Genomic DNA, 21,337 nt, shown 5'->3' on the forward strand with positions numbered 1-21,337 from the left:
CGTTCAGCGCGAAATCATGCCGGTGACGATTGAGCCGAGGATACCGCCGAGGGGACTTCCGCCCCCGCCACCAGAGCTGCCGCCTGATCCAATCCCGGCTTCCTTGGCCATATAGCCAGCAACCGCCATGGCGAGGATCGGGAGCATCTTTTTGAGCATCCCTTCGTCCAGACCTGTCATGGCCGCAACCTCACCTGCGACCGAACGGCTCACATCCTTGCTGCCAAAGATGTTGCCGAGAATGTCGTTGCCGGGCGCCGTTGGCGTGGGGCTGGAGCCTAGAACCGCATCGAGCAGCCCTCCGCCCAGCGCTCCTGCAAGGCCGCCGCCTGAGCTTTGAGACTGCGAGCCTCCGCCCAGGATCGCACCTGCAAGACCACCCAGACCGCCGAGCGGATCGGGTGTCTCTGTCCCGCCGGTGGCGCTGCGGCCCATCCCAGCGACAATCGCAGGGAGCAGAGCGCCCGCAGCGGTCTTGGCAGTGCCTTCATCGACGCCCAATTCCCTCGCCATTGAGGAAATCGCGCCGGATTGCTGAAGCATGGCGGCAAGGCTCATGGTCTCTCTCCCCCTCTAGGTCCGGCGCTTATTTGCGACCGAACAGGCTGGAGGCCATGCCCGCAATATCGTCGAGCGGATTGCCGTCGCCATCGCGGTCGAGCATTCCCATGATGCCGGAGAGCTTGCTGTCGCCGGAGAGTTTCTCCGACAGATCACCCAAAGCACCCTCGCCGCCCATCTGGCTGATGATGCCGCTGAGAGCGCCGGCTTCGAGGCCGGTTTTCTGCGCGGCGAGTTCGACAGTGTCTCCCTCAGCCGGATGTGCCGCGCCCAGCGCTGCGACGGCCTTTTCGACCATCGAGGGGTCGAGGCCGACTTTCTGTGCGAGGTCCGCTACGGTGTCCGGCGATCCGGCGACTTGCTTAAGAATTCCGTCGAGCATGCTCATAATTTCTCTCCCATTTGATTCGTGCCGCTGAGTGTGGCGCAATCGAGGGGCAAGTCAAAGCAAAAGCCCCGCCCTGCAACACCGATTTACGATGAGCTGAGCGGAGCTTTAGAGTGTTAGCTGACTTGTTGGCGCTAGGCCGCAACCGGACCTGCTGGAGCCGCCTGACGCACGCCTTCGTCCACATGCGCTTCGAACTCGGCGAAATTCTCGATGAACAGCCGCACCAGCTTGTCGGCCGTGGCGTCATAGCCGGACTTGTCATCCCAAGTACTGCGCGGGTCGAGGATCGTTTGATCGATCCCTGCCGCTGCCAGAACTGGCACATGGACCGGCACATCGAAGCCGAAATTGGGGTCGCGGCGATACTCAACATTGTCGAGGTCGCCATCGAGCGCGGCGTTGAGCAAAGCGCGCGTTGCCTTGATCGGCATGCGGTTGCCGACGCCATATTTGCCGCCGGTCCAGCCGGTGTTGAGCAGCCAGCACTGCACCCCGCCCTTCGCAATCCGCTCTTTCAGAAGGTTGCCATAGACGCTGGGGTGGCGCGGCATGAAGGGCGCTCCGAAACAGGTCGAGAAAGTTGCCTCAGGCTCGGTCACGCCGATCTCGGTTCCAGCCACTTTCGCGGTGTAGCCGGACAGGAAGTGGTACATCGCCTGATCGGGCGTCAGCCGCGCGATCGGAGGCAGCACACCGAATGCATCGGCGGTCAACATCACGACATTGGACGGCACCGGGCCGAGATTGTCTTCGCTGGTGTTGGGGATGAAGTTGATCGGATAGGCCCCGCGCGTGTTCTCAGCCAGCGTGTTGTCGTCAAAGTCGAGCTCACGCGTCGCCTCGTCCATCACCACGTTTTCGAGCACCGTGCCGAACATCCGCGTGGTCGCGTAAATCTCCGGCTCGGCCTCCTCCGACAGACGGATCATCTTGGCGTAGCACCCGCCTTCAAAGTTGAAGACCGCCGTATCTGACCAGCCATGCTCGTCATCGCCGATCAGCGTGCGTGAGGCGTCGGCGGAGAGGGTCGTCTTGCCCGTGCCCGACAGACCAAAGAACACCGCCGTTTTGCCATCTGCGCTGATATTGGCCGAGCAGTGCATCGGCATCACGCCCTTTTCAGGCAACAGATAGTTGAGAATGCCGAAGACACTCTTCTTCATCTCGCCAGCATAGCGTGTGCCGCCGATAAGGATCAGCTTCTCGGTCAGGTTGACCGCGATGACAGTCTCGGAATTCGTGCCGTGGCGGGCGGGGTCTGCCTTGAAGGTCGGCAGGTCGATGATGGTGTATTCGGGGGCGAAGCTGCCGAGTTCCTCAGCCGTGGGACGCACCAGCATCGTGCGGATGAACAGGTTGTGCCAAGCAAGCTCGTTGATGACACGGACATTGACGCGGTGCTCTGGCTGAGAACCGCCGAACAGGTCAGCCACGTAGAGCGTATCCTTGCCGCCCAGTGCCTCCATGAAGTCCGCTTTGAGGTTGGCGAAATGCTCTGGCGTCATGCCCTTATTGACCTTGCCCCACCAAACAGTGTCCTCAGTCGACGCATCACGCACGATGAATTTGTCATTCGCGCTGCGGCCGGTCTTGGCACCGGTCTGCACGACAAGAGCTCCGTGCGCGGAGAGTTGACCCTCACCACCAGCGATTGCAGCTTCGACCAGTGCAGATGTGCCGAGGTTGGGGTGAATGGTGGCTTGGGTTTCGATACCCTGCGAGGCGAGCGATTGAGCCAAAGGAATAAGGGGCGCGGTCAACGGATGTACTCCTGAAACGTGGTTCCGAGCGCGCGTGATAGCGCGCTTATTCTGACGGAAATGAATCGCAATGAGCCGCGGGGGAACCGAACGCGCTTTGTGGTGAGTAAAGCGCGATTCGCGCCTGCTCAGATCCCTTTCCCAGACACCGCATATAGTCGCCGCAAACCGGCGTCAAACAGCCAAAAATCACGCTGCAATGCACAAAATTCATCGCGCAAAAGCGTGATAATTCGCCTTGCCTAAGCACAGCCAAGTGATGACAACGATGACAATTTTGCAGGCCTTTCGACGACTATTTTTGATGCACTCTCCTGCTTGATTGTTTCATGGACGCGATGGCGCTAGCTTCACTGGCATGCGCAAGGAGGAACGCGCCAAATTATGATGAGCGAAATCAGCGATATGGCAGGTGATGCGGCGGATCGGGACTCGCCCTCAGAGGAAGCGAGCAGCAAAGCGATTGAGATCGCGCTGGTCGATGACGACCGAAATATCCTCACCACTGTGTCAATTGCGCTGCAGGCGGAAGGGTATGTCACGCGGCTCTATTCCGATGGTGAGACGGCCTTGAAAGCGCTGCTCGACAATCCCCCCGATCTGGCAGTTTTCGACATTAAAATGCCCAAGATGGATGGAATGGAGCTTTTGCGGCAGGTGCGCGCGGATACTTCGCGGCGTGCGCCGCTGCCGGTCATCTTCCTGACCAGCAAGGATGATGAGGCGGATGAGGAAGCGGGCCTTGAACTGGGCGCTGACGATTATATCGCCAAACCTTTCAGTCTGCGCCTGTTGACCGCCCGCATTCGCGCGATCCTGAGGCGGGCGGAGCCGGACCTCGGCCTTGCCCCTGGCAGCGCATCGAGCGAGCCTGCCAATCCCAATATCGACCGTGGCCGCCTGTTCATGGACCCGGCGCGCCACCACGTCACTTGGAACGAAAAACCCGTTAGCCTAACTGTAACAGAGTTCCTGATCCTGGAGGCGCTTGCCGCACGGCCCGGAGTCATCAAGAGCCGCAATCAGCTTATGGACGCCGCTTACCCAGACGATGTCTTCGTGGATGACCGAACCGTCGACAGCCATATCAAACGCATGCGGCGCAAATTTCGCAGTGTCGATCCAGACTTCGACGCGATCGATACGTTGTATGGCGCAGGCTACAGCTTCAACGACGGCTAAAGCAGCATGACCAGCGATCCATCTCCGCCTGCGGTTGGCGCCGATCCAGCCTTTGTGGCGCGCTCAGAAGAAGGGCGCGGCATGGTCGCGCGCCTATCGCTGCGCACACGCATCCTGCTGGTCAACATCCTGCCGCTATTGTTGCTGTCAGGCGGATTGTTCTACCTCGACACCTACCGAACCCAGTTGATCAATGAGCGCTTTAAGATGGCGCGGATTGAGGCGCAGATCACCGCGGAGGCGCTGGCCGGGGCGAGCCGCACGCGGCAAGAGGCGCTGCTCGTCCAAATCGGACGCGAGCAAGGGATGCGGATGCGCATGTTCGATGCGGAAGGCCGGCTTTGGGCGGACAGCTTCGCACTGGATGAGCCAGTCTTCGTACTCGACGACATTTCGGACGACACTTGGGAGCAAAGAAGCGCGCGCTGGCTTGATCGCACGGTCGACGCCTTCGTCAGCGCAGAGCCCGTTCCCGAATATATCGAGCCCGAAGCAATGAGCGCGGATGCCTGGCCCGAACTGGTGCAGGCGCGCGAAGAAGGGTTGAGCCAAATTCGTCTCTACGGTTGGAAGGATGGCACCCCGGTCATCACCGCAGCCGCGCCCGTGGGCCTCAACGGATCGACACTGCTGACAGTGCGCAACTCGGTCGACATCACAGAGAGCGTCCGCTCCGCACGCACCGCTTTGCTGGTCGCAGTGCTGCTGGTGCTCGGCGCGTCCGCCCTGCTCTCACTCTACCTTGCGCGCACGATTGTCAGCCCGCTGCAACTGCTCGCCAATGCCGCGCAAAAGGTGCGGCAAGGACGCGAGCGCGAAGTCGAGGTTCCGCGCCTGCCCGAACGGAAGGACGAGATCGGCCAACTCGCCCGCTCGGTCTCCGACATGACCACCGCCTTGCGCCAGCGGATCGACGCGGTCGATAGCTTTGCGGCGGACGTGGCGCATGAGATCAAGAACCCGCTCGCTAGCCTTCGCAGTGCAGTCGAATCGCTTCCCAAAGTCAGCGACGGCAACACACGGCGCGAACTGGAGAACATCATCACCCATGATGTGCGCCGGATCGACCGATTGGTGAGCGAGATTTCCGATGCCAGCCGGATCGATGCTGAAATGTCGCGAGCCACTTTGGAGAATATCGACTTTGCTGCGCTGGTGCGCGCCATCATTGGCAGCCGCGAGAACCGTGCGGAGAATGAGGACCACCGGATAGAGCTGAAAACGATGGGTTTTGCAGCCAATGTCAAAGGCGTGGGCGCTCGGCTTGAGCGTGTGGTTGAGAACCTGTTCGACAATGCCGTCTCCTTCTCCCCGCCAGATGCACCAATCGAGGTTGAGATCGACAATGACGGCAATTGTGTCACCGTAACGGTGAGCGATTCCGGCCCCGGCATTCCCGAGGACGACCGTGAGAAAGTGTTCCAGCGCTTCCATTCCGTACGCCCGACTGAGGAGGATTTCGGCAATCATTCAGGCCTCGGCCTCGCCATCGCAAGAGCGATTGTTGAGGCGCATGATGGCACCCTGACGGCGGAAGCTCGGCGCGACGGCAAGCCCGGTGCTTGCCTCAAACTCCGCCTGCCTGCCGCGCAATAGGACACGGAAATGGCCCCTCCCGCCTCCCTGATCGTGCAAGCCAGCGCCGTTGCAATAGAGGGCCGCGCGCTCGCGATTGAAGGTCCGCCTGGCAGCGGCAAGTCCTCGCTCGCTCTCGCCCTGATCGACCGTGGGGCGCAGTTGATTGGCGATGATGGAGTGACGCTGAGCGCAAAAGATGGCGTGCTGATGGCTAGTCCGCCGCCCAATATCGAGGGCCTGATCGAAGTGCGCGGCGTGGGGTTGGTGACTTTGCCTGTCGCTCCGCCCACCCCGCTCGCTCTCATTCTGCGGTTGGGGGAGGAAGTACAGCGTCTTCCTGAGGAAGTCGCAAGTCGCACCTTTCTGGGCCTCGCCATTCCAGCCCTCCCCTTCGAACCGGGCACCATCGCCCCAGCCATTCGCGCAGAATATGCCCTGCGCCTGCATGGCCTAAGGGGCGGCCCCAGGGACCACTGACAAAAACCCGCTTCCCTTACGCGCCACAAAGCGCGAGAAGCATCGAGACCATGTCTGAACCTCAATCCTCCTCCACCGATAGCCGCCAGCGCCTCTTGCTGGTCACCGGCCTGTCCGGTGCGGGCAAATCAACCGCGCTCGACGTGCTGGAGGATCTGGGATGGGAGACGATCGACAACTTCCCGGTGCGTTTGCTTGAACGCCTGGTCGGAGAACCGCGAGGCGATTCCGCAGGCGCCCGCGCCCCGCTCGCCATCGGCTTTGATTCTCGCACGCGCGGCTTTGTCCCGGCAGAGATTATCGCGCTGCTCAAGTCGCTCAGCACCCGCGACGACGTGGACGCCAGTTTCATGTTTCTCGACTGCCGCAGCGGCGAACTCGCCCGGCGCTACAATGAAACCCGCCGCCGCCACCCGATGGCAGGAGACAGCTCCGCCGAAGAAGGCATCGCGGCCGAGCGCGAGTTGCTTGAGCCTCTGCGCCGCTGGGCAGAGATCGTGGTCGACACCAGCGCCATGTCCGCCAACGATTTGCAAAACCACGTGCGCGAATTGTTCGATGATGCGGACAGCGCTGGCCTTTCGGTGACAGTCTCCAGCTTTGGCTTTGCCAGAGGCATGCCGCCCCTCGCCGACCTCGTCTTCGACATGCGCTTTCTCGACAACCCGCACTGGGTTGATGGCCTGCGCGAACTCACTGGCCTTGATGCCCCCGTGGGTGAGCATATCCAGCGCGACCCCGCCTTTGCGACCGCCTTTGATCAGATCAAGGCGCTGCTTCTGACCGTGCTCCCGCGCTATGCCGCGCAAGGCAAAGCCTATGTCCACATCGCCTTTGGTTGTACCGGCGGGAGACACCGCTCAGTCTTCACGGCGCAAAGCATGGCGCAGGACTTGCGCGAGGCTGGATTTTCCCCCACTGTCCGCCACCGAAATCTGAGCTCGCGCGCGGCGGACGCTATTGAGGAAAACCCGCGCGAGAGGTCATAGGCACGGTGGTCAACAGAACAATGCGAATGGGGCGGCAACGCGCTCTTCGCGGCAAGAATACGGGCTAACTAACGCACATGATCGGATTGATTCTCGTCACCCATGGCCGCCTCGCCGACCAATTTGTCGAAGCGATGGAGCATGTGGTTGGCCCGCAAGAGCATATCGCAACCGTCTGCATCGGTCCCAACGACGACATGGAGCAGCGCCGTGCCAATATCGCTGAGTCGATTGAGACCGTCGATACTGGCAATGGCTGCATTATCCTGACCGACCTATTTGGTGGCACGCCCTCCAACCTATCGATCTCGCTGCTGGATGTGGGCCGAGTGGAAGTGATTGCGGGAATCAATCTGCCAATGCTCATCCGCCTCGCCGGTGCGCGCAAGAAGATGGGTGTGGTCGAGGCGGTTGAGGCAGCGCAAACCGCCGGTCGCAATTACATCACAGTGGCAAGCGAATTGCTTGGAGCCGATACCCCACAAAGCGCGAGCGGCGGGAAATAGGCGATGAGCGAGCTGCGGCAGAAAGTCAAAATCGTGAACAAGCGCGGGCTGCATGCTCGCGCCAGTGCGAAATTTGTCGGCGCAGTATCGGCTCTTCCTTCAGGAGCTGAAGTGAAGGTTGCCAAGGACGGCAATGAAGCCGCCGGCGGATCGATCCTCGGCCTGATGATGCTCGGTGCAGCAAAGGGTGATGAGGTCGAGCTGATCGTCGGCGGCGAAGGCTCAGACGCGGTGCTGGCTGAGCTGGTCGCACTGGTCGAAAACGGCTTTGGCGAAGACTAACGGTCGGCGGCGCAGCCGCGTCGACCTTTGAGAGCAAGCGGGACAAAGCATGCGCAAGCACATCACCGGCTTCTCCAATCCCACGGTCAAATATCTAAGATCCCTGCGCGACAAGAAGCACCGCAAGCGGGCGGAGCAGTTTCTGGTTGAGGGGTTGCGGTTGCTCGAGGATGCACGGGCCAGCGGGCATATTCCGCGCCAGCTTGTGATGGCCGAAGGGGCAGAGCGCAATGCAGGCGCGCTCGATCTGATTGGCCGATTGGAGGCTGAGGTTGTGGCGGGGGGCGGAGAGGTCATCACGACCACGCCTGACATTCTCTCCAAGATCACCGGCAAGTCGAATAGCCAAAGCGTAGTCGGTGTGTTTGATGAGTTTGAGACGGGGCTGACGCGGATTGATCGGGCCTCGGCCTCTATTTGGCTGGTGGCGCAGGACCTGCGCGATCCCGGCAACCTTGGCACCATGCTGCGCACTGGAGACGCGGTAGGCGCTGGCGGGCTGATCCTGATCGACGACTGCGCCGACCCGTTCAGCGCCGAGGCTGTGCGCGCGAGCATGGGCGCGGTCTTCACGCAAAGCTTGGCGCAGGCGCGGTGGGAGGAGTTTCTGCCCTGGCTTCGCTCCGGCCCGGGGCAATTGGTCGCCGCCAGCTTGCGCGATGCAGTGTCCTATCGCGGAGCGCCTTACGAGGCGCCATGCTTTATCCTCGTCGGGAACGAGTCCCAAGGCTTGCCCGAAGAGTACGAAGCCCAATGCGACCTGCGCGTCACCATGCCGATGAAGGGCCGCGCGGATTCCTTGAACGCAGCCGTCGCCGGAGCTGTGCTGGCCTATGAGGTGTTGGCAGGTTTATAGATTTGGGCGCTTTTTAACCACCCTGCGGTTAACCGTGACTGGAACTTCTTTCCCGGAGAGAGTTGTAGAAGGCGGGTTAACACTTTGCTCTTAGAAGTTGGTGTCGATGTTTGAACATCTGCAGGGAAGCGCCATGTCCACCGAATTGCGCCAAGCGATTGAAAAAGCTCAAGCGACGCAGACGTCGCTCGTGACCGCGACTTCGCGCCAAGGTGATTTTGACAAAAAGGAGCTGGTCAAGCTGCGCAGCCAGTTTCAGCATGACATGCTGGCGATCTCGCAGATTGCGCGGTCGGACGCTGAGCTTAAATCCGATCCTGCGGCTTATGCCGAATTTTCAAAGCGGCAGCGCGACATGCAGGATAAGCTTGCCCGCCATCAGGCAAAGTGGATGTTGAACGACATCGAGCGCAATCGCGAGGGCTATCACGATGAGACTGCCGCCTTGCGTGAAGCGCAGAACAGCTTCTTTCAATGGGCCAAACGGGTAGTGCGCGATTAGGCTGACCCCGCAGGCTCAACTGCGCGAAGCGGAGGTTACTCCGCTGCGTCCTTGCGGTCCTCCAACATGAAGCTAGGGTCGTTACCCTCGGCCTCATCCGCATCGGCGGCGTTATAGCGCGGCGTGTTTTCGACCAGCGGAACATCTTCAATCTCGCGCTTGCCGATCTCGACGCCCTTTTCCGCGAGGCGTTTGCCAGATGAGAGCACGTTGCGTTCAAAGCTGCCGACGAAGCTGTTGTAGTTCTTAACCGCCGTCTCCAGCCCGCCGCCAACCCGCTTCAAGTGCTGCGCGGCGACGCTGAGACGTTCGTAAAGCTCAGCCCCCATCCGCCCGATCTCCTGTGCCTCTTGCGCAAGACCATCCTGCCGCCAGACCTGCGCCACAGTGCGTGCGATGGCGACGAGGTTGGTGGGCGTTGCGAGCAGGACACGCTTGTCAAAAGCGAAGTTCCACAGGTCAGGATCGGCCTCAAGTGCGGCGGCGACAAAGTGCTCTCCGGGCACAAACATCACCACATAATCGGGCGCTTCTTCAAACTGCGACTGGTAGCTTTTTGCGCCCAGCGTCTGGACGTGGTTGCGCATGGAGCGAACGTGGTCGGCGAGCGCCCGGTCGCGCGCTTCATCTTCCTCTGCCTCGAAAGCCTCTTGATAGGCGTTGAGCGAGACTTTGGAGTCGATCACCAGCATCTTGCCACCAGGAATGCGGACGATCGCATCCGGGCGCAGGCGGCCTTCCTCGGTGTCGATCGAGTGCTCCATTTGAAAGTCGGTGTGCTGCGCCAACCCGCATTGTTCGAGCAGGTTTTGCAACGCCCGCTCCCCCCAGCGCCCGCGCGCCTTGGGCGCGTTGGTAAGCGAATTGCCGAGCCGCTGAGCCTCACGCCGGACCTCTTCTTGGCCCTCGCGCATCGACTGGATTAGGCCGTGAAGCTGGCCGAAGGCGTCTTTCCGCTGGTTTTCGAGCGTCTCGACCTGCCGTTCATATTTCTCCAGCCGCTCGCTGACGGGCTTTAGCAATCCGGCGACGGCCTCCTTGTTCTTGGCCTCGGCCTCTCCGAAGCGTTCTTTGGCCTCATCGGCAAATTTCTGTCGCGCGGCCTCCAGCACTTTGGAGCCGGTGTTCTCGAATTCTTTGAGGAGCTTGTCGCGGGACTCTTCCAGCAGGCGTTTCTGCTCGGCGAACCCAGCTCGTTCCGCTTTGAAATCGGCATTCTCTGCGCGCGCCTTGTCGAGCTCCGCAGCCAAACCATCCGCCCGTGCGGCGCGTTCGGACATGGTGGCGAGTTCGGTGACAGAGGCGCGGAACTTCTCGTCCAACTCCTTCGCCGCTCCTTCACGCTCAGCCAGCCGCTCGCGCAGCTCCACTACGGGACGTGAGGCGAAGAACCATGCGGCTCCGCCACCGAGGGCAGCGCCGACGATCAAAACGACAATGAGGAGAATCGGTTGTTCCATCCCGCATTTATAGCACGGAACAAAATAGGAACACCAGCCTTTTGTAGGATTTCCACGCCTTAGTTGACTTGCTGACTGCCCGCGAAGTGCCTGTACAAGCTAAAAAGTCCTGCAAGCGACGAAAGAATGATCAGTCCAGGCGTCAGCCAGGCCGGATCACTCGACCAACCAGCAAAGAGAAAGACGCCCCAAAGCGCTGCAAAAGCGAAGTTCGTGAGTGCGTTGCTGAGGTGACTTACCTGCCGCGGTGGGCCTGCATCCTCTGGAGGTCTTGCAAAATCCATCAAGAATCCAGCGAGAATTGCGATCAACGACAGGATCATCAGGATCACAAAGCCGCTAGATAGCATTTCCATCCACTCACTCATAAACCGAATTACGCCGCCGCCCGCATCTTCTTCAGCTTTTTCAGAGCCATGTTGCGCTTCAGGCGGGAGAGGTGGTCGATGAAGACGATGCCTTCCAGGTGGTCCATCTCGTGCTGGATGCAGGTCGCCATCATGCCTTCCATATCCTCCTCATGGGAGTTTCCGTCCAGGTCCTGATAGCGCACGGTGCAGGTCGCGGGGCGATCGACGTCGGCGTAGACTTCGGGGACGGAGAGGCAACCTTCGTTATAGGTCGACATATCCTCGGCAGGATTGAGGATTTCGGGGTTCACGAAGACACGCGGGTTGTTCTTCACCGGCTGGCGCTCGGTCCCGTCCTCCTCCTTGATTGGGTCGGCGTCCATGTCCGGCTCTTGCAGGTCGATGACCAGCAGGCGCTTGGGCACGCCGACCTGGATCGCGGCGAGGCCGATGCCGGGCGCGTCATACATCGTGTCGAACATGTCCTCGACGAGCGTTTTGAGATCGTCGTTGAACTCATCCGGTTCGACCGGAACGGACACGGTTTTGAGCCGGGGGTCCGGCACTTCAAGGATTTCGCGAATAGCCATGGGTGATTATTTAGTCGCTCGGGCGGGCGCTCGCAAGCGAGAGAAGTCGATCAGGGTGATCGGTGGACTTTGAGCATTGCAGTCACGCCGCACCCTCTGCACTTGGCGAGCACATGTTTGGTGCCGGACGCCTTGTAGCGGATGCCGCCGCGTTCCCATACGCTGTCAGCATGTCCGCATTCGGGGCATTCCATCATCCACTCGCGCGATTCCTTTTCGACACCGGGGCCGAGCAGCTTTGAGAAAAGGCGTTGGCGCAACCTCACTCCACCGGCCTCCTCGCCCGCAGCGCTTGTGCCAATGTGCCCTCGTCGAGGTAATCCAACTCCCCTCCCACCGGCAGGCCGTGGGCGAGCTGGGTGATGCGGACATTGTGCGGCTCCAGCCGTTCGGCGAGGTAGTGGGCGGTGGTCTGCCCTTCGAGCGTCGCGTTCATGGCGAGGACGACCTCGTCGACCTTTCGATCCGCCACCCGCTCCATCAGGGAAGCGATGTTGAGGTCTTCTGGCCCGATTCCGTCCAATGCGGAGAGCTTGCCGCCGAGCACATGGTAGCGCCCCTGAAACAGCCGCGCGCGGTCGAGCGCCCAGACATCGGCGACATCTTCCACCACGCACAGGCTCTTCGCATCACGCTTGTGGTCGGAGCAGATGCCGCAAGGACTGCGCGTGTCGACATTGCCGCAGGTGGAGCACTCGACCAGCGTCTCGGACACCGCATCCAGTGCCTCCAGCAGAGCAGGGAGAGCCTGATCCCGGTTCTTCACCAGCCACAGCACAGCCCGGCGCGCGCTGCGCGGCCCGAGGCCCGGCAACCGGGCGAGCGCAGAGGAAAGCGCTTCGATCTCTTGCGATGCCATGGGGGGAGAGATAGGGGCTAGCGCGTTGAACACAAAGCTCTTGGGCAAACCTTATGCGCATCATCTTTATGGGAACGCCCGATTTTGCGGTGCCGGCGCTCGACGCGCTGCATGGTGCAGGCCATGAGATTGTATGCGTCTACTCCCAGCCGCCGAGCCGGTCTGGCCGCGGCAAGAAGCTGCGCCCTTCCCCCGTCCATGCGCGGGCGGAAGAATTAGGACTGAAAGTCCGCACGCCCAAATCGTTGAAACCGGATGAGGAGGCGCAAGCCTTTGCCGCTCTGAAGGCCGACGTGGCGGTGGTCGCCGCCTACGGCCTGATCCTGCGCCAGAATGTGCTCGATGCTCCAAAGCATGGCTGCATCAACATCCACGCCTCGATCCTGCCGCGTTGGAGAGGCGCTGCCCCGATCCACCGCGCGGTGATGGCAGGGGACGAGGAGACCGGTGTGACGATCATGCAGATGGAGGCGGGCCTCGATACAGGGCCGATGCTGCATGTTGTGAGGACGCCGATTGAGGCCAAGACGACCGGAGAGTTGACCTCAGAGCTGGCGCAGATGGGGGCCGAAGCGATGGTCGAAGTCTTGGCAGATCTCGATGCGTTTCCGCCGCAGCGCCAGGACGACACGCTCGCAACCTACGCCTCCAAGATCGACAAGGCCGAGGCGCGGATCGACTGGACCCGGCCTGCGGGCGAGCTGGTGCGCCATGCCCACGGTCTCAGCCCGTTCCCGGGCGCGTGGTTCGAGATGCCGGGGCCAGACGGCCCTGAACGGGTAAAGCTCCTCCAGGCCGTTCATGGCTCGGGCGAAGGCACACCGGGCACCGTGATCGATGAGAATTTCGGCATCGCCTGTGGCTCGGGCATTCTGCGCCCCGACCGCCTGCAACGCGCGGGCAAACCGGCGATGGATGCCGAGGACTTTCTGCGCGGGCGTCCGGTAGCGGTGGGGACGGTCATCTCTTGACCCGTTTCGCCCTCACCATCGAGTTTGACGGAACGCCATTTCAAGGCCTCCAGCGCCAGAAGCACGGGCCAAGCGTTCAGCAAAGCATCGAGGAGGCGCTTGAGCGGATCACGGGCGAGAAGGTCGTGCTCCACAGCGCTGGGCGGACCGACACCGGCGTCCATGCGCTCGCCATGCGCTCCCACGTCGATATCGCAAAGCCGTTCGAGCCCTTCCGCCTGATGGAGGCGTTGAACGCGCACCTTCGCCCTGATCCCATCGCCGTGATTGCCTGTGAAATTGTCCCCGATGACTGGCACGCGCGTTTCTCCTGCACCGGACGGCGTTATCTCTACCGCATCACCAACCGCCGCGCGCCTTTGACGCTCGCCCGCGACCGGACATGGCAAGTCGCGCATGAGCTGGACGTGGACGCGATGCACCGCGCCGCGCAAGCATTGGTGGGACAACACGACTTCACCACTTTCCGCTCCGCCCATTGTCAGGCGAAGGATCCGGTCAAGTCGCTCGACCAGCTCGACGTGCAGCCCGCCACGAGCGAGTTTGGAGAGGAAATCCACATCCACGCAAGCGCCCGCAGCTTTTTGCACCATCAGGTCCGGTCCATGGTCGGTTGCCTGAAACTGGTCGGCGCAGGCACATGGGAAGAGGGCCGCGTCGCCGAAGCCCTCGCTGCGCGCGACCGGCAAGAATTGGGGCTTAACGCGCCGCCCCAAGGTCTCTACTTCGTGTCTGCAACATATCCATAAATCTTGAGAGGAAAATTCATGACCACCACCGGCCAACAATTGTTCACCACGCTAAGTGCAGACGGCAAACTGACGCTGGAGGTCACCGAAGAGACCTTCCCGGAGCCCACCGGAAACCAGGTGCTGGTCAAAATGGAGGCGGCCCCGATCAACCCATCGGACCTCGCGATCCTGACCAGCGCTGCGGATTTCGAGAATGCGGAATATTCGGACGGCAAAGTCGTCGCCGACATGCCCGAGCCCTTCCTGACCGGCCAAAAGAGCCGCCACGGTCAGCGCCTGCCCGCCGGTAACGAAGGCGCAGGCACGGTGGTCGCTACCGGCGATAGCGACATGGCGAAGGCTCTGATGGGCCAGCGCGTCGCCTGCGTTCCCGGCAACGCGTTCAGCCAATATGCCATCGCCGATGCGATGATGTGCTTGCCGCTGGGCGATCACTCTAGCGAGGCGGGCGCGTCCTCCTTCGTCAATCCGATGACGGCGCTGGGCTTTGTCGAGACCGCGCGGATGGAAGGCCACGATGCCATCGTGCACTTGGCCGCTGCGTCGAACCTCGGTCAGATGCTCAACAAGATCTGTCAGGAGGATGGGATGAAGCTCGTCAACATCGTGCGCCGTCAGGAACACGTTGACCTGCTCAAGAGCCAAGGCGCGACCCATGTCGTGAACTCCTCCGACGACGATTACATGAAGCAACTTCGTGCTGCGATTGCGGAGACCGGTGCCTTCCTCGGCTTTGATCCGATTGGCGGCGGTCAAAGCACCGATGGTGTGCTCAAAGCTATGGAGCAGGTCGCGGTGAGCCAGATGACCGAATACTCCCGCTATGGCTCCAACCAGGACAAGAAGATGTACCAATATGGCCGTCTCAACCTGACGGAGCCGACCATTCTGACGCCGTCTTACGGCCTGCAATGGACCGTTTCGGGCTGGCTGCTGACCCCGTTCCTCGCCAAGGCTGGGATGGAAACCGTCGTCAAAATGCGCACCCGCGTGCAGCAGAACCTAGGAACCACTTTTGCCTCCAGCTACAAGGCGAAGGTCGACCTCCACGCCATGCTGACCAAGGACGCGATCACCGACTATCGCCAGATGAAAACCGGCGAGAAGTATCTCGTTACGCCATGGGGGTGAGGTATTTGGATTGAGGCTCGCGCAGTTATGCGAGCCTCACGCGCCAGACTAATTCCGGTCAAACGCCGCCTGCATTGCGCTTGCATCGCTGACGCCATTCGCCAGCATCACCATCAGCAGAATGCGCGCTTTGGAGGGGCCGAGCGCGCGGGCGGCGATGAAGCCTCTTGCATCGTCGTCAACCTCGACATTGCGGTCGACCATGCCTTCGTCCACGCGGGCTGAGCGGACCACAGGCACGCCGTCCTTGGCCGCCTGCTCCAGCGCGTCGAGCACGCTGCGAGGCGCGTTGCCCTGCCCCATTCCGGCGAGGACAATCCCCTTGCAGCCAATGCCCAGCAGCGCCTCCACCGGCTTCGCGTCCATCCCTGCGCCCGCAATCAGGATCGCGACACGCGGCAAGCTTGACGGCCACGGGAAACGCGCGGCGCTGCCGTCACGGTGAGCGGGCGCGAACCAGTCGAGGCTCGACGGCGTCACCCGCGCAATCGGACCTCTCGGAAAGCCACGGAAGGCATCGACATTCGAGGTCGCCGCCTTGCGCACATCCGAAGAGGCAAAAACTGTGTCGCCCATCACGACCATGACGCAGCGATTATGCGCCTGCACGTCGCGCGCGACGTGCACTGCATTGGCAAAGTTGCGCAGTCCGTCGCTGCCCACCGCATCAGCCGGTCGCATCGCGCCGACCAGCACCACCGGCTTGCCCGCATCCAGCGTCAGATCGAGCAGAAAGGCGGTCTCCTCCGCCGTATCCGTCCCGTGAGTGATGATGATACCGGTGACATCGGGATCAGCCTGCGCGGCGAGAACGCTCGCGTGGAGTGCATCCCACTCAGTCCAGCCAATGTCTTGCGAGCCGATCCGCGCAATAGTTTGCGGAATGAGCTCCACATTCAACCCCAGCCGAGCGACCTCTTCAACGATTCGCTCAATCGCTATCTCGCCCGCGCCGTAGGACTTGCCGGTCGCGGATTGTGCTGCTCCGGCAATCGTGCCGCCTGTGCCCAGAACGAGGATTTTGGGTGTGCTCATGGCCCGCGCCTTTAGCCTTGCGGACAATAATGCGCCACATGGCAATTGATTTTGAACTTTTTGGCGCTAGATAGCGCTCTCCCGCTGCTTCGCGAGTGACTCGCTTGCGGCACATGGGGCGATTAGCTCAGTTGGTAGAGCATCTCGTTTACACCGAGAGGGTCGGCAGTTCGAGCCTGTCATCGCCCACCATTTCCCAAATCGGGGAAATTTTGACCAGAATTCCCGCCTAAAGCACTGAAAACCAACGCAGTGCGAGGTGTTCTATATCCCTCGTTTCGATCATACGCCAAGGGCTCTGAAAGCACTAGTTTGAGCACTAGTCTCTTAAGGTCGAAAACGCCTTTTTGCCATATATTGTAAGGGTTTGCGAGAAAGCCCCAAGCGAGTTCTAGATTGTCGCTAAGGGTTGGCGCGGGCTGAGCAGATTTTGCGGCTTTTTCTGCTAGAATGAGCTTTTGCTGTTCAAGCTCACCAATCTTGTTCTCAATCGCTCCGATGGCGCGCTCATTTGAAGCCTCTACGATGCGGTTTACGAGTTTTTCGATGTGATCCTCGGTTTCCTGCATTTGGGCCTCCAGAGCCTTCTTATTTGCCTCTGCACGACCAATTTTCATCTCACGGTATACGCGGCACATGGCGAACATGGCTTTGACCAGATTGCGGCTTGGTTGAATGCCTTTGAGGAGCTCTTCAAATTGCCCCTCAATCTTAGCTCTCGAGATCGACTTACCGTAATGGACGCATTTCTTGATGTCCTTACCATTGCCTTTCGTCTGGCAGAGATAATAGGCATACTGCTTCTTGCAGCCTTTAGACCAACTTCCGGTTAGATGATTACCGCAGCCGGAGCATGTCACGGCTCCGCGCAAGGGGAAGTCCCGATGCAGGTCTTTTCTGGCAGGCGCATTGGCTCGGCCTTCCATACGCTCTTTGATCCGTTGGAATGTGGCTTTGCTAATCAGGCCTTCGTGTTGCCCATCACGCAAAGACACGCCAAGCTTCTTCGACCCCACATAACCAGCATATAGCGGTTGCCGCAGGATATCGGCGACCTTTCGTTCCATGCGCTTGCCTGCTTGATAGTGCTTGGGAAAGCTTGGGTGGTTTTCGAGAAAGCGTGCGACTTCGTTTTGAGAGACGAAGCGGCCCGACGCATATCCTTCAAGTGCCTCGGCAATGATCGAAGCATTGGGTTCATCACGCACCAGAACCTTCCCGCCGCCTCTAGCCTTCTCATATTTGAAGCCAACAGGTGGGCGACTGATTACGGAATAACCGTTTTCCAGCCTCGCGATGATCTTCTGACGCGATTGGCGTGCAATCGTTTCGCGGTCCAGTTCGCTTACAGCCGCGTTGATGGTTTCGTTGAACCGGCCTTCAGGCGTGTTTTCGAAATTGAAATTCAGGCATTCGCGGATTGCGTTGCGCTTCTCCATCTCAAGGCGTAGGCCGAGATGGAAATAGGTATTACGCGCATAGCGCTTCAGATCGTCGAATATCACAACATAGTTGGTCTGAGGATTGACATCGAGGAACTTGAGCAGCTCCACCATGCCCTCACGCTTCATAAAATCAGCGCCGCCAGTGAACTTATCATAGAACACGGCTGCGACTTCGTAGTCTTTCGCTTCTGCATATTGACGGCAGCGGTGCTCCTGACTGCCCAATCCCGTTTGGCCGGGATCAGAAATCCGGCAATAGATCACCGCTTGCGTCTTCCTCATTGTGGTCATGGCGATCCTTTCTGGCCCGGTGCGTTAGCAGCGACCTCATTGTGGTTCTGGGTTAGTGCTTGATCCGAAGATTCTACCACATCAGAAGTCTTAGTTGGGCTTTCAACCTCCCCATAAGCTATTGATCCACAGCTATTTTGAGGCACCGGAAGGGCTGCATTTTCCCATTGGTAGTCGATTAGGCACACCACAATATTCCAAAGCCTTTGCAACAACTCTTGCCGTTTATTGGGGTCAACGTCGGGGGCGTTGAGCAACTCGTCGAAAGCAGCAAGTTCCTCAGCACTGAGATTGTATTGGTCGCTCAGCATTGCCGCCACAATGCTCTCTACGCTGAGGATGTCCTCATCAACGACCTCTGACAGATCGAGATCAGTCGGCACATTGCCTTCAGTGCAATGCGCGAAACCCTCTCGGAACGTTGTTTTGATATCATCGGTCATGGGCGTCCTCCACTTGTCTTTTGTAGTAAAAGTTACGCTCGCCACCTCACGTCTGATCTCAGAGATCAGCCTCTATGAATATTATCTCATATCTGGCGGCGAGCGCGCAAATTTGGGCAGGCCTCTAGCGCTCGATATCGGCACTCGGAGCGGCTTCGCGGTTCATCTCTTGATCGCTCGCATCGCGCTCTGCGGCGCGCTCTTTGAGATATTCTTCGCGTTCTTGTTCAGGCTCTGGCTCTTGATAAGCCTCAGGCTCCGGCTCAGATTCAAGCGTAGGCTCGACTTCACGAGCGCGCTCTTCCTCCCGCCATTGTTGGCGTTCATCGCGCAAATCACGTTCAATCTCTCGGCCACGGCCATATGCGGTCCGAGCAAGCTCTGAGAGGCCAAGCAGATCGCCTAGACCAAAGCTCCGGCTGTCATGCCATTGGCCCTCGGCATCCTGCCACGAGCGCGAAAAATCGGTCGAAACGTATGGACCTTTCTCGCCTTCATTGCGCCAGAGTGTCGCTTTGATCCGGCCATCGCGGATGGTCTCTTCAGGTATATTGCTCATAGTCAGCTCCTATCGGTTGCGGGTGAACTCTCGGGTCGGTGCGCCGCGCTGGCTTTCGAGCTGGCGGTGGAGAAGAAAGATGCGCTTCTCGCGCTCCGCATCGACCTCTTGGTGAACTTGGGTTTCCAGTGCCCCGCCCGGTGTCAGAGCTGGCTCTGGTTGAAGCTCAGGGCGTTCCGCAATCCGCTGATCCAGCTCTGAACGCGTTACGATCTGTGAATAACCGTCTTGATCGAGACCAGCCTCGGAGGCGCGCTCGGCGAGAAACTCTTCTCTGGAAGCCACCGTGCTTTGTTCAGCGGTTTCAGTGACGTCATGGGCGCGGTCAAACGCCGCTCCCATATCAGGTGCATTCGCGGCAAAGCTTGGCGCGTCCGTGGAGGCCGAATTTGTCATGACTCGATGTATGCCCACGTGCCGTCCGCATACTGGGGATATTCGGCAAATTCTTCGGGTACTGGCCCGACCATCACGTTCAGCAGCTTGTGCCCGAAGCGCTTTTTAACCCGCACCTTAGTCATATCACCAGTGTGCTCGTGATGCGGGAAGAACTTACCCGCCAGCTCGCGGCGCTCGTAGTAGGCGAAGAACTGAAGCTCGACCGGATGGGGCAACTCATCGCCGAACATGATGGCGCGACCGGGCTTAAGGCGCATGATCTCAGAGGCCGTCATCAGCGGACGCTCGATCTCACTGCGATGATGGCTTGCCTTCTTGTGATGGCTGTATTCGCGGCCAAGGGAGATAGGATCGCCCCGCCCAAACAATCCATCAAACAGGCGACGGCGTTGCAGCTTCGCTTCATCCTGAGCGAGCGTGTCATTGTACCTAAGTGTTTGATTGCCGAGCATGCGGCTGATGCGTTCAGCGGATTCAATTTCACGAATGCCAAAGTAAATTTGCACGCCGCAGCCCGCCGGGATGATCGTGCTTCCATTGGGGCAAATGTCATCCATTTGCTCGAAGGACTGGACGATGATGATTGGGCGAATGCCGATACCAGCGCCAAAGTTGAGCATCTTGGCCACCAGTGGAAATGGAGCGAGCAAGTGGCATTCATCGAGCCACCAATCCTGATCAGGCGCAGCAGGATTGTACTCTTTCAGCTCCCGCAGCGTTTCATAGAAAGCACGGATGACCGGAGACCAAGTGTCGATGAAGTCTGAGTCCGGCATCAGATAGAGGTTCCAGCGCCCGTCGCTCACAATCTCCTCAAGCGACATATTAAATGGCGGCGAAACTGAGGCGCGCAGGAACGGATCGCTCATGCAACTAAAGGCGTTTTTGAGCTCCGCCATGATCGACTGGAACGTGTTGCTGCTGTTGTTCTTGCCGTGCCGAATGATATCCGCAGCAGCGCCCACATGCTTGTGCGGGCAAGACTGCATCAGCCACTCAAATTTGTGCGCGTCTTCGGTGTTCTTGAGCACAAGGTTGATCGCGTCGTAGAACGCCGGAATGGTGAATTCGCCATCGCGCATAGTGACGGTGATGGCTATGCACTCGCCAAAGTCTTGCGCGGAAAGCTCGAAGAACTTGGCATTCCCGCCCGTCACAGTGACCGAGCTCGCCAAGAACTTCTTGATCCGCGAGATCATCTTGGGATCATCGGCCTTGATACAGACCGGATTGATGCGGTGCTGAGGCACTCCTTTGCGCTTGTTCGGCGTCCACACCGCGCATTTGCGTTTATCAGGCGTTTGGTCGAGGGCGATTTCCCACCATTCAGCCTTGGGATCATGGAAAATCTGGGTGCGTTGACTTAGGCCCGGTAGCGCGTTGAAAGCCCCAATGAATTTGAATTTCCCAATTCTTGGGCCCGCGCAAATCAGAATGCCCGCTGCACTGTTCCAAAACAGGCGCGAGGACCAGCGCACATCATGAAAGCCAAGAAAGAGAGCATTCTGCGAAGGTGTACTGTAGCCAGCAGACTTAAGCTGCCGCCACGTCGCCCAGTCAGAGCTTCCGTATTTGTTGAACTCGTTCTGGGCCATGACGCTTAGCGTCCCACCCAGAAGCCAAACAGGCGAATGCCGTAGTAAATTGCAAGTTTGGTCAAGCCGAACAGGCCAACGGCGACAACCCCGCCCCAGCAAAGCCAGATCAAGGTGCTGCCGAAGCCATCACCAACGCCATAGTTTGCAGCACTGAAGTCAAAGATGAGTGGGGAACTGCCTTGGAAGACCGCTGGAAACGCAAAGAAAGTGGCGACCACAGCAAGAACTGTGCTGACAAGGCTTGCCACCTTGGCTGCAGGGTCCGGCTCTTGCTGGTTTTGGTCGTAGTGATTGAACATGATTTGCTCCTCATCGAAAGGGGATGAGGAGCTTTATGAATCAAGAAGTAGCCAGTGCTGGGGAATTTGCC

The 21,337-nt window shown here is 59.7% G+C and carries 26 protein-coding genes and 1 tRNA gene; 12 read left to right on the plus strand and 15 right to left on the minus strand.

What is annotated here, in order from left to right; translation table 11 throughout:
- Positions 1-3 precede the first annotated feature (3 nt).
- The 3 genes from AC0V6X_RS08900 to AC0V6X_RS08910 form a co-directional block, all read right to left on the minus strand.
- Positions 4-558, minus strand: a complete 555-nt coding sequence (locus tag AC0V6X_RS08900) for a DUF937 domain-containing protein (protein ID WP_486184206.1) — start codon at positions 556-558, stop codon at positions 4-6.
- 28 nt (positions 559-586) lie between these two features.
- The gene (locus AC0V6X_RS08905; protein WP_486184207.1) at positions 587-949 is read right to left on the minus strand and encodes a hypothetical protein; all 363 of its coding nucleotides are present in this window, start codon (positions 947-949) and stop codon (positions 587-589) included.
- Between the two features lie 134 nt (positions 950-1,083).
- Entirely contained in the window at positions 1,084-2,712 is a 1,629-nt protein-coding gene (locus AC0V6X_RS08910; protein ID WP_486184208.1) for a phosphoenolpyruvate carboxykinase, read from the minus strand.
- A gap of 384 nt (positions 2,713-3,096) precedes the next feature.
- Between AC0V6X_RS08910 and AC0V6X_RS08915 the strand changes: the two genes are divergently transcribed.
- The 8 genes from AC0V6X_RS08915 to AC0V6X_RS08950 all read left to right on the plus strand — a co-directional run bounded on the left by AC0V6X_RS08915 (position 3,097) and on the right by AC0V6X_RS08950 (position 9,084).
- Positions 3,097-3,894, plus strand: coding sequence for a response regulator transcription factor (locus tag AC0V6X_RS08915; protein ID WP_486184209.1), 798 nt, complete (start codon positions 3,097-3,099; stop codon positions 3,892-3,894).
- 81 nt (positions 3,895-3,975) lie between these two features.
- Positions 3,976-5,490: a sensor histidine kinase gene (locus AC0V6X_RS08920; RefSeq protein WP_486185554.1), complete on the plus strand. Its 1,515-nt coding sequence runs from the start codon at positions 3,976-3,978 to the stop codon at positions 5,488-5,490.
- 9 nt (positions 5,491-5,499) lie between these two features.
- Complete coding sequence (locus tag AC0V6X_RS08925) at positions 5,500-5,949, plus strand: HPr kinase/phosphorylase (RefSeq protein WP_486184210.1); 450 nt, start codon at positions 5,500-5,502, stop codon at positions 5,947-5,949.
- A 50-nt stretch (positions 5,950-5,999) separates the two neighbouring features.
- Complete coding sequence (gene rapZ / locus AC0V6X_RS08930; RefSeq protein WP_486184211.1) at positions 6,000-6,938, plus strand: RNase adapter RapZ; 939 nt, start codon at positions 6,000-6,002, stop codon at positions 6,936-6,938.
- A gap of 77 nt (positions 6,939-7,015) precedes the next feature.
- Positions 7,016-7,444, plus strand: a complete 429-nt coding sequence (locus AC0V6X_RS08935; protein ID WP_486184212.1) for a PTS sugar transporter subunit IIA — start codon at positions 7,016-7,018, stop codon at positions 7,442-7,444.
- A gap of 3 nt (positions 7,445-7,447) precedes the next feature.
- Positions 7,448-7,726: an HPr family phosphocarrier protein gene (locus AC0V6X_RS08940; protein WP_486184213.1), complete on the plus strand. Its 279-nt coding sequence runs from the start codon at positions 7,448-7,450 to the stop codon at positions 7,724-7,726.
- Between the two features lie 49 nt (positions 7,727-7,775).
- Complete coding sequence (locus AC0V6X_RS08945) at positions 7,776-8,582, plus strand: TrmH family RNA methyltransferase (protein ID WP_486184214.1); 807 nt, start codon at positions 7,776-7,778, stop codon at positions 8,580-8,582.
- A 133-nt stretch (positions 8,583-8,715) separates the two neighbouring features.
- A complete protein-coding gene (locus tag AC0V6X_RS08950) occupies positions 8,716-9,084 on the plus strand; it encodes a hypothetical protein (protein WP_486184215.1) in 369 nt (122 codons plus the stop codon).
- A 35-nt stretch (positions 9,085-9,119) separates the two neighbouring features.
- Here AC0V6X_RS08950 and AC0V6X_RS08955 read toward each other — a convergent pair whose 3' ends face one another.
- From AC0V6X_RS08955 to recR, 5 genes are read right to left on the minus strand one after another with little or no spacing between them, the layout of a single operon-like run.
- Positions 9,120-10,544, minus strand: coding sequence for a DNA recombination protein RmuC (locus AC0V6X_RS08955; protein ID WP_486184216.1), 1,425 nt, complete (start codon positions 10,542-10,544; stop codon positions 9,120-9,122).
- Between the two features lie 59 nt (positions 10,545-10,603).
- Positions 10,604-10,900 (minus strand): hypothetical protein, encoded by a 297-nt coding sequence (locus AC0V6X_RS08960; RefSeq protein ID WP_486184217.1) that lies wholly within the window; start codon positions 10,898-10,900, stop codon positions 10,604-10,606.
- Positions 10,901-10,920: 20 nt separating this feature from the next.
- A complete protein-coding gene (def, locus tag AC0V6X_RS08965) occupies positions 10,921-11,484 on the minus strand; it encodes a peptide deformylase (protein WP_486184218.1) in 564 nt (187 codons plus the stop codon).
- 50 nt (positions 11,485-11,534) lie between these two features.
- Positions 11,535-11,750, minus strand: a complete 216-nt coding sequence (locus tag AC0V6X_RS08970; RefSeq protein WP_486184219.1) for a hypothetical protein — start codon at positions 11,748-11,750, stop codon at positions 11,535-11,537.
- The gene (recR, locus tag AC0V6X_RS08975; protein WP_486185555.1) at positions 11,747-12,343 is read right to left on the minus strand and encodes a recombination mediator RecR; all 597 of its coding nucleotides are present in this window, start codon (positions 12,341-12,343) and stop codon (positions 11,747-11,749) included. The genes AC0V6X_RS08970 and recR overlap by 4 nt, the downstream gene beginning before the upstream one ends.
- Before the next feature lie 53 nt (positions 12,344-12,396).
- Here recR and fmt point away from each other — a divergent pair, with 53 nt between their 5' ends.
- Genes fmt through AC0V6X_RS08990 form a run of 3 tightly spaced genes read left to right on the plus strand, consistent with a single transcriptional unit; the run spans position 12,397 to position 15,197 of the window.
- Positions 12,397-13,314, plus strand: a complete 918-nt coding sequence (gene fmt / locus AC0V6X_RS08980) for a methionyl-tRNA formyltransferase (RefSeq protein WP_486184220.1) — start codon at positions 12,397-12,399, stop codon at positions 13,312-13,314.
- Positions 13,311-14,063, plus strand: a complete 753-nt coding sequence (gene truA, locus AC0V6X_RS08985) for a tRNA pseudouridine(38-40) synthase TruA (protein ID WP_486184221.1) — start codon at positions 13,311-13,313, stop codon at positions 14,061-14,063. Before fmt ends, truA begins: the two co-directional genes overlap by 4 nt.
- Positions 14,064-14,081: 18 nt before the next feature.
- Positions 14,082-15,197, plus strand: coding sequence for a zinc-binding dehydrogenase (locus AC0V6X_RS08990; protein ID WP_486184222.1), 1,116 nt, complete (start codon positions 14,082-14,084; stop codon positions 15,195-15,197).
- A 48-nt stretch (positions 15,198-15,245) separates the two neighbouring features.
- Here AC0V6X_RS08990 and AC0V6X_RS08995 read toward each other — a convergent pair whose 3' ends face one another.
- A complete protein-coding gene (locus tag AC0V6X_RS08995; protein WP_486184223.1) occupies positions 15,246-16,232 on the minus strand; it encodes an asparaginase in 987 nt (328 codons plus the stop codon).
- A 116-nt stretch (positions 16,233-16,348) separates the two neighbouring features.
- Here AC0V6X_RS08995 and AC0V6X_RS09000 point away from each other — a divergent pair.
- Positions 16,349-16,424 (plus strand) — tRNA-Val (locus AC0V6X_RS09000).
- Here AC0V6X_RS09000 and AC0V6X_RS09005 read toward each other — a convergent pair.
- The 6 genes from AC0V6X_RS09005 to AC0V6X_RS09030 all read right to left on the minus strand — a co-directional run bounded on the left by AC0V6X_RS09005 (position 16,412) and on the right by AC0V6X_RS09030 (position 21,266).
- Positions 16,412-17,968 carry a recombinase family protein gene (locus AC0V6X_RS09005; protein WP_486184224.1) on the minus strand — a complete coding sequence of 519 codons (1,557 nt, stop codon included), beginning with the start codon at positions 17,966-17,968 and terminating at the stop codon, positions 16,412-16,414. The two genes, AC0V6X_RS09000 and AC0V6X_RS09005, sit on opposite strands and share 13 nt — an antisense overlap.
- Positions 17,965-18,411 carry a hypothetical protein gene (locus AC0V6X_RS09010; RefSeq protein WP_486184225.1) on the minus strand — a complete coding sequence of 149 codons (447 nt, stop codon included), beginning with the start codon at positions 18,409-18,411 and terminating at the stop codon, positions 17,965-17,967. The genes AC0V6X_RS09005 and AC0V6X_RS09010 overlap by 4 nt, the downstream gene beginning before the upstream one ends.
- A gap of 124 nt (positions 18,412-18,535) precedes the next feature.
- Positions 18,536-18,970 (minus strand): hypothetical protein, encoded by a 435-nt coding sequence (locus AC0V6X_RS09015; RefSeq protein ID WP_486184226.1) that lies wholly within the window; start codon positions 18,968-18,970, stop codon positions 18,536-18,538.
- A gap of 9 nt (positions 18,971-18,979) precedes the next feature.
- Entirely contained in the window at positions 18,980-19,366 is a 387-nt protein-coding gene (locus AC0V6X_RS09020) for a hypothetical protein (RefSeq protein ID WP_486184227.1), read from the minus strand.
- Positions 19,363-20,964 carry a type IV secretory system conjugative DNA transfer family protein gene (locus AC0V6X_RS09025; protein WP_486184228.1) on the minus strand — a complete coding sequence of 534 codons (1,602 nt, stop codon included), beginning with the start codon at positions 20,962-20,964 and terminating at the stop codon, positions 19,363-19,365. The genes AC0V6X_RS09020 and AC0V6X_RS09025 overlap by 4 nt, the downstream gene beginning before the upstream one ends.
- A gap of 5 nt (positions 20,965-20,969) precedes the next feature.
- Positions 20,970-21,266 (minus strand): hypothetical protein, encoded by a 297-nt coding sequence (locus AC0V6X_RS09030; protein WP_486184229.1) that lies wholly within the window; start codon positions 21,264-21,266, stop codon positions 20,970-20,972.
- Positions 21,267-21,337: the final 71 nt, after the last annotated feature.

It is taken from the genome of Erythrobacter sp. S267 (assembly GCF_057365045.1).

Bases quoted from the DNA above. Each gene is read 5' to 3' on its own strand.
- AC0V6X_RS08900 (WP_486184206.1), bottom strand. From the start codon at position 558: ATGAGCCTTGCCGCCATGCTTCAGCAATCCGGCGCGATTTCCTCAATG.
- AC0V6X_RS08905 (WP_486184207.1), bottom strand. From the start codon at position 949: ATGAGCATGCTCGACGGAATTCTTAAGCAAGTCGCCGGATCGCCGGAC.
- AC0V6X_RS08915 (WP_486184209.1), top strand. From the start codon at position 3,097: ATGATGAGCGAAATCAGCGATATGGCAGGTGATGCGGCGGATCGGGAC.
- AC0V6X_RS08920 (WP_486185554.1), top strand. From the start codon at position 3,976: ATGGTCGCGCGCCTATCGCTGCGCACACGCATCCTGCTGGTCAACATC.
- AC0V6X_RS08925 (WP_486184210.1), top strand. From the start codon at position 5,500: ATGGCCCCTCCCGCCTCCCTGATCGTGCAAGCCAGCGCCGTTGCAATA.
- rapZ (WP_486184211.1), top strand. From the start codon at position 6,000: ATGTCTGAACCTCAATCCTCCTCCACCGATAGCCGCCAGCGCCTCTTG.
- AC0V6X_RS08935 (WP_486184212.1), top strand. From the start codon at position 7,016: ATGATCGGATTGATTCTCGTCACCCATGGCCGCCTCGCCGACCAATTT.
- AC0V6X_RS08940 (WP_486184213.1), top strand. From the start codon at position 7,448: ATGAGCGAGCTGCGGCAGAAAGTCAAAATCGTGAACAAGCGCGGGCTG.
- AC0V6X_RS08945 (WP_486184214.1), top strand. From the start codon at position 7,776: ATGCGCAAGCACATCACCGGCTTCTCCAATCCCACGGTCAAATATCTA.
- AC0V6X_RS08950 (WP_486184215.1), top strand. From the start codon at position 8,716: ATGTCCACCGAATTGCGCCAAGCGATTGAAAAAGCTCAAGCGACGCAG.
- AC0V6X_RS08955 (WP_486184216.1), bottom strand. From the start codon at position 10,544: ATGGAACAACCGATTCTCCTCATTGTCGTTTTGATCGTCGGCGCTGCC.
- AC0V6X_RS08960 (WP_486184217.1), bottom strand. From the start codon at position 10,900: ATGGAAATGCTATCTAGCGGCTTTGTGATCCTGATGATCCTGTCGTTG.
- def (WP_486184218.1), bottom strand. From the start codon at position 11,484: ATGGCTATTCGCGAAATCCTTGAAGTGCCGGACCCCCGGCTCAAAACC.
- recR (WP_486185555.1), bottom strand. From the start codon at position 12,343: ATGGCATCGCAAGAGATCGAAGCGCTTTCCTCTGCGCTCGCCCGGTTG.
- fmt (WP_486184220.1), top strand. From the start codon at position 12,397: ATGCGCATCATCTTTATGGGAACGCCCGATTTTGCGGTGCCGGCGCTC.
- AC0V6X_RS08990 (WP_486184222.1), top strand. From the start codon at position 14,082: ATGACCACCACCGGCCAACAATTGTTCACCACGCTAAGTGCAGACGGC.
- AC0V6X_RS08995 (WP_486184223.1), bottom strand. From the start codon at position 16,232: ATGAGCACACCCAAAATCCTCGTTCTGGGCACAGGCGGCACGATTGCC.
- AC0V6X_RS09005 (WP_486184224.1), bottom strand. From the start codon at position 17,968: ATGACCACAATGAGGAAGACGCAAGCGGTGATCTATTGCCGGATTTCT.
- AC0V6X_RS09010 (WP_486184225.1), bottom strand. From the start codon at position 18,411: ATGACCGATGATATCAAAACAACGTTCCGAGAGGGTTTCGCGCATTGC.
- AC0V6X_RS09015 (WP_486184226.1), bottom strand. From the start codon at position 18,970: ATGAGCAATATACCTGAAGAGACCATCCGCGATGGCCGGATCAAAGCG.
- AC0V6X_RS09020 (WP_486184227.1), bottom strand. From the start codon at position 19,366: ATGACAAATTCGGCCTCCACGGACGCGCCAAGCTTTGCCGCGAATGCA.
- AC0V6X_RS09025 (WP_486184228.1), bottom strand. From the start codon at position 20,964: ATGGCCCAGAACGAGTTCAACAAATACGGAAGCTCTGACTGGGCGACG.
- AC0V6X_RS09030 (WP_486184229.1), bottom strand. From the start codon at position 21,266: ATGTTCAATCACTACGACCAAAACCAGCAAGAGCCGGACCCTGCAGCC.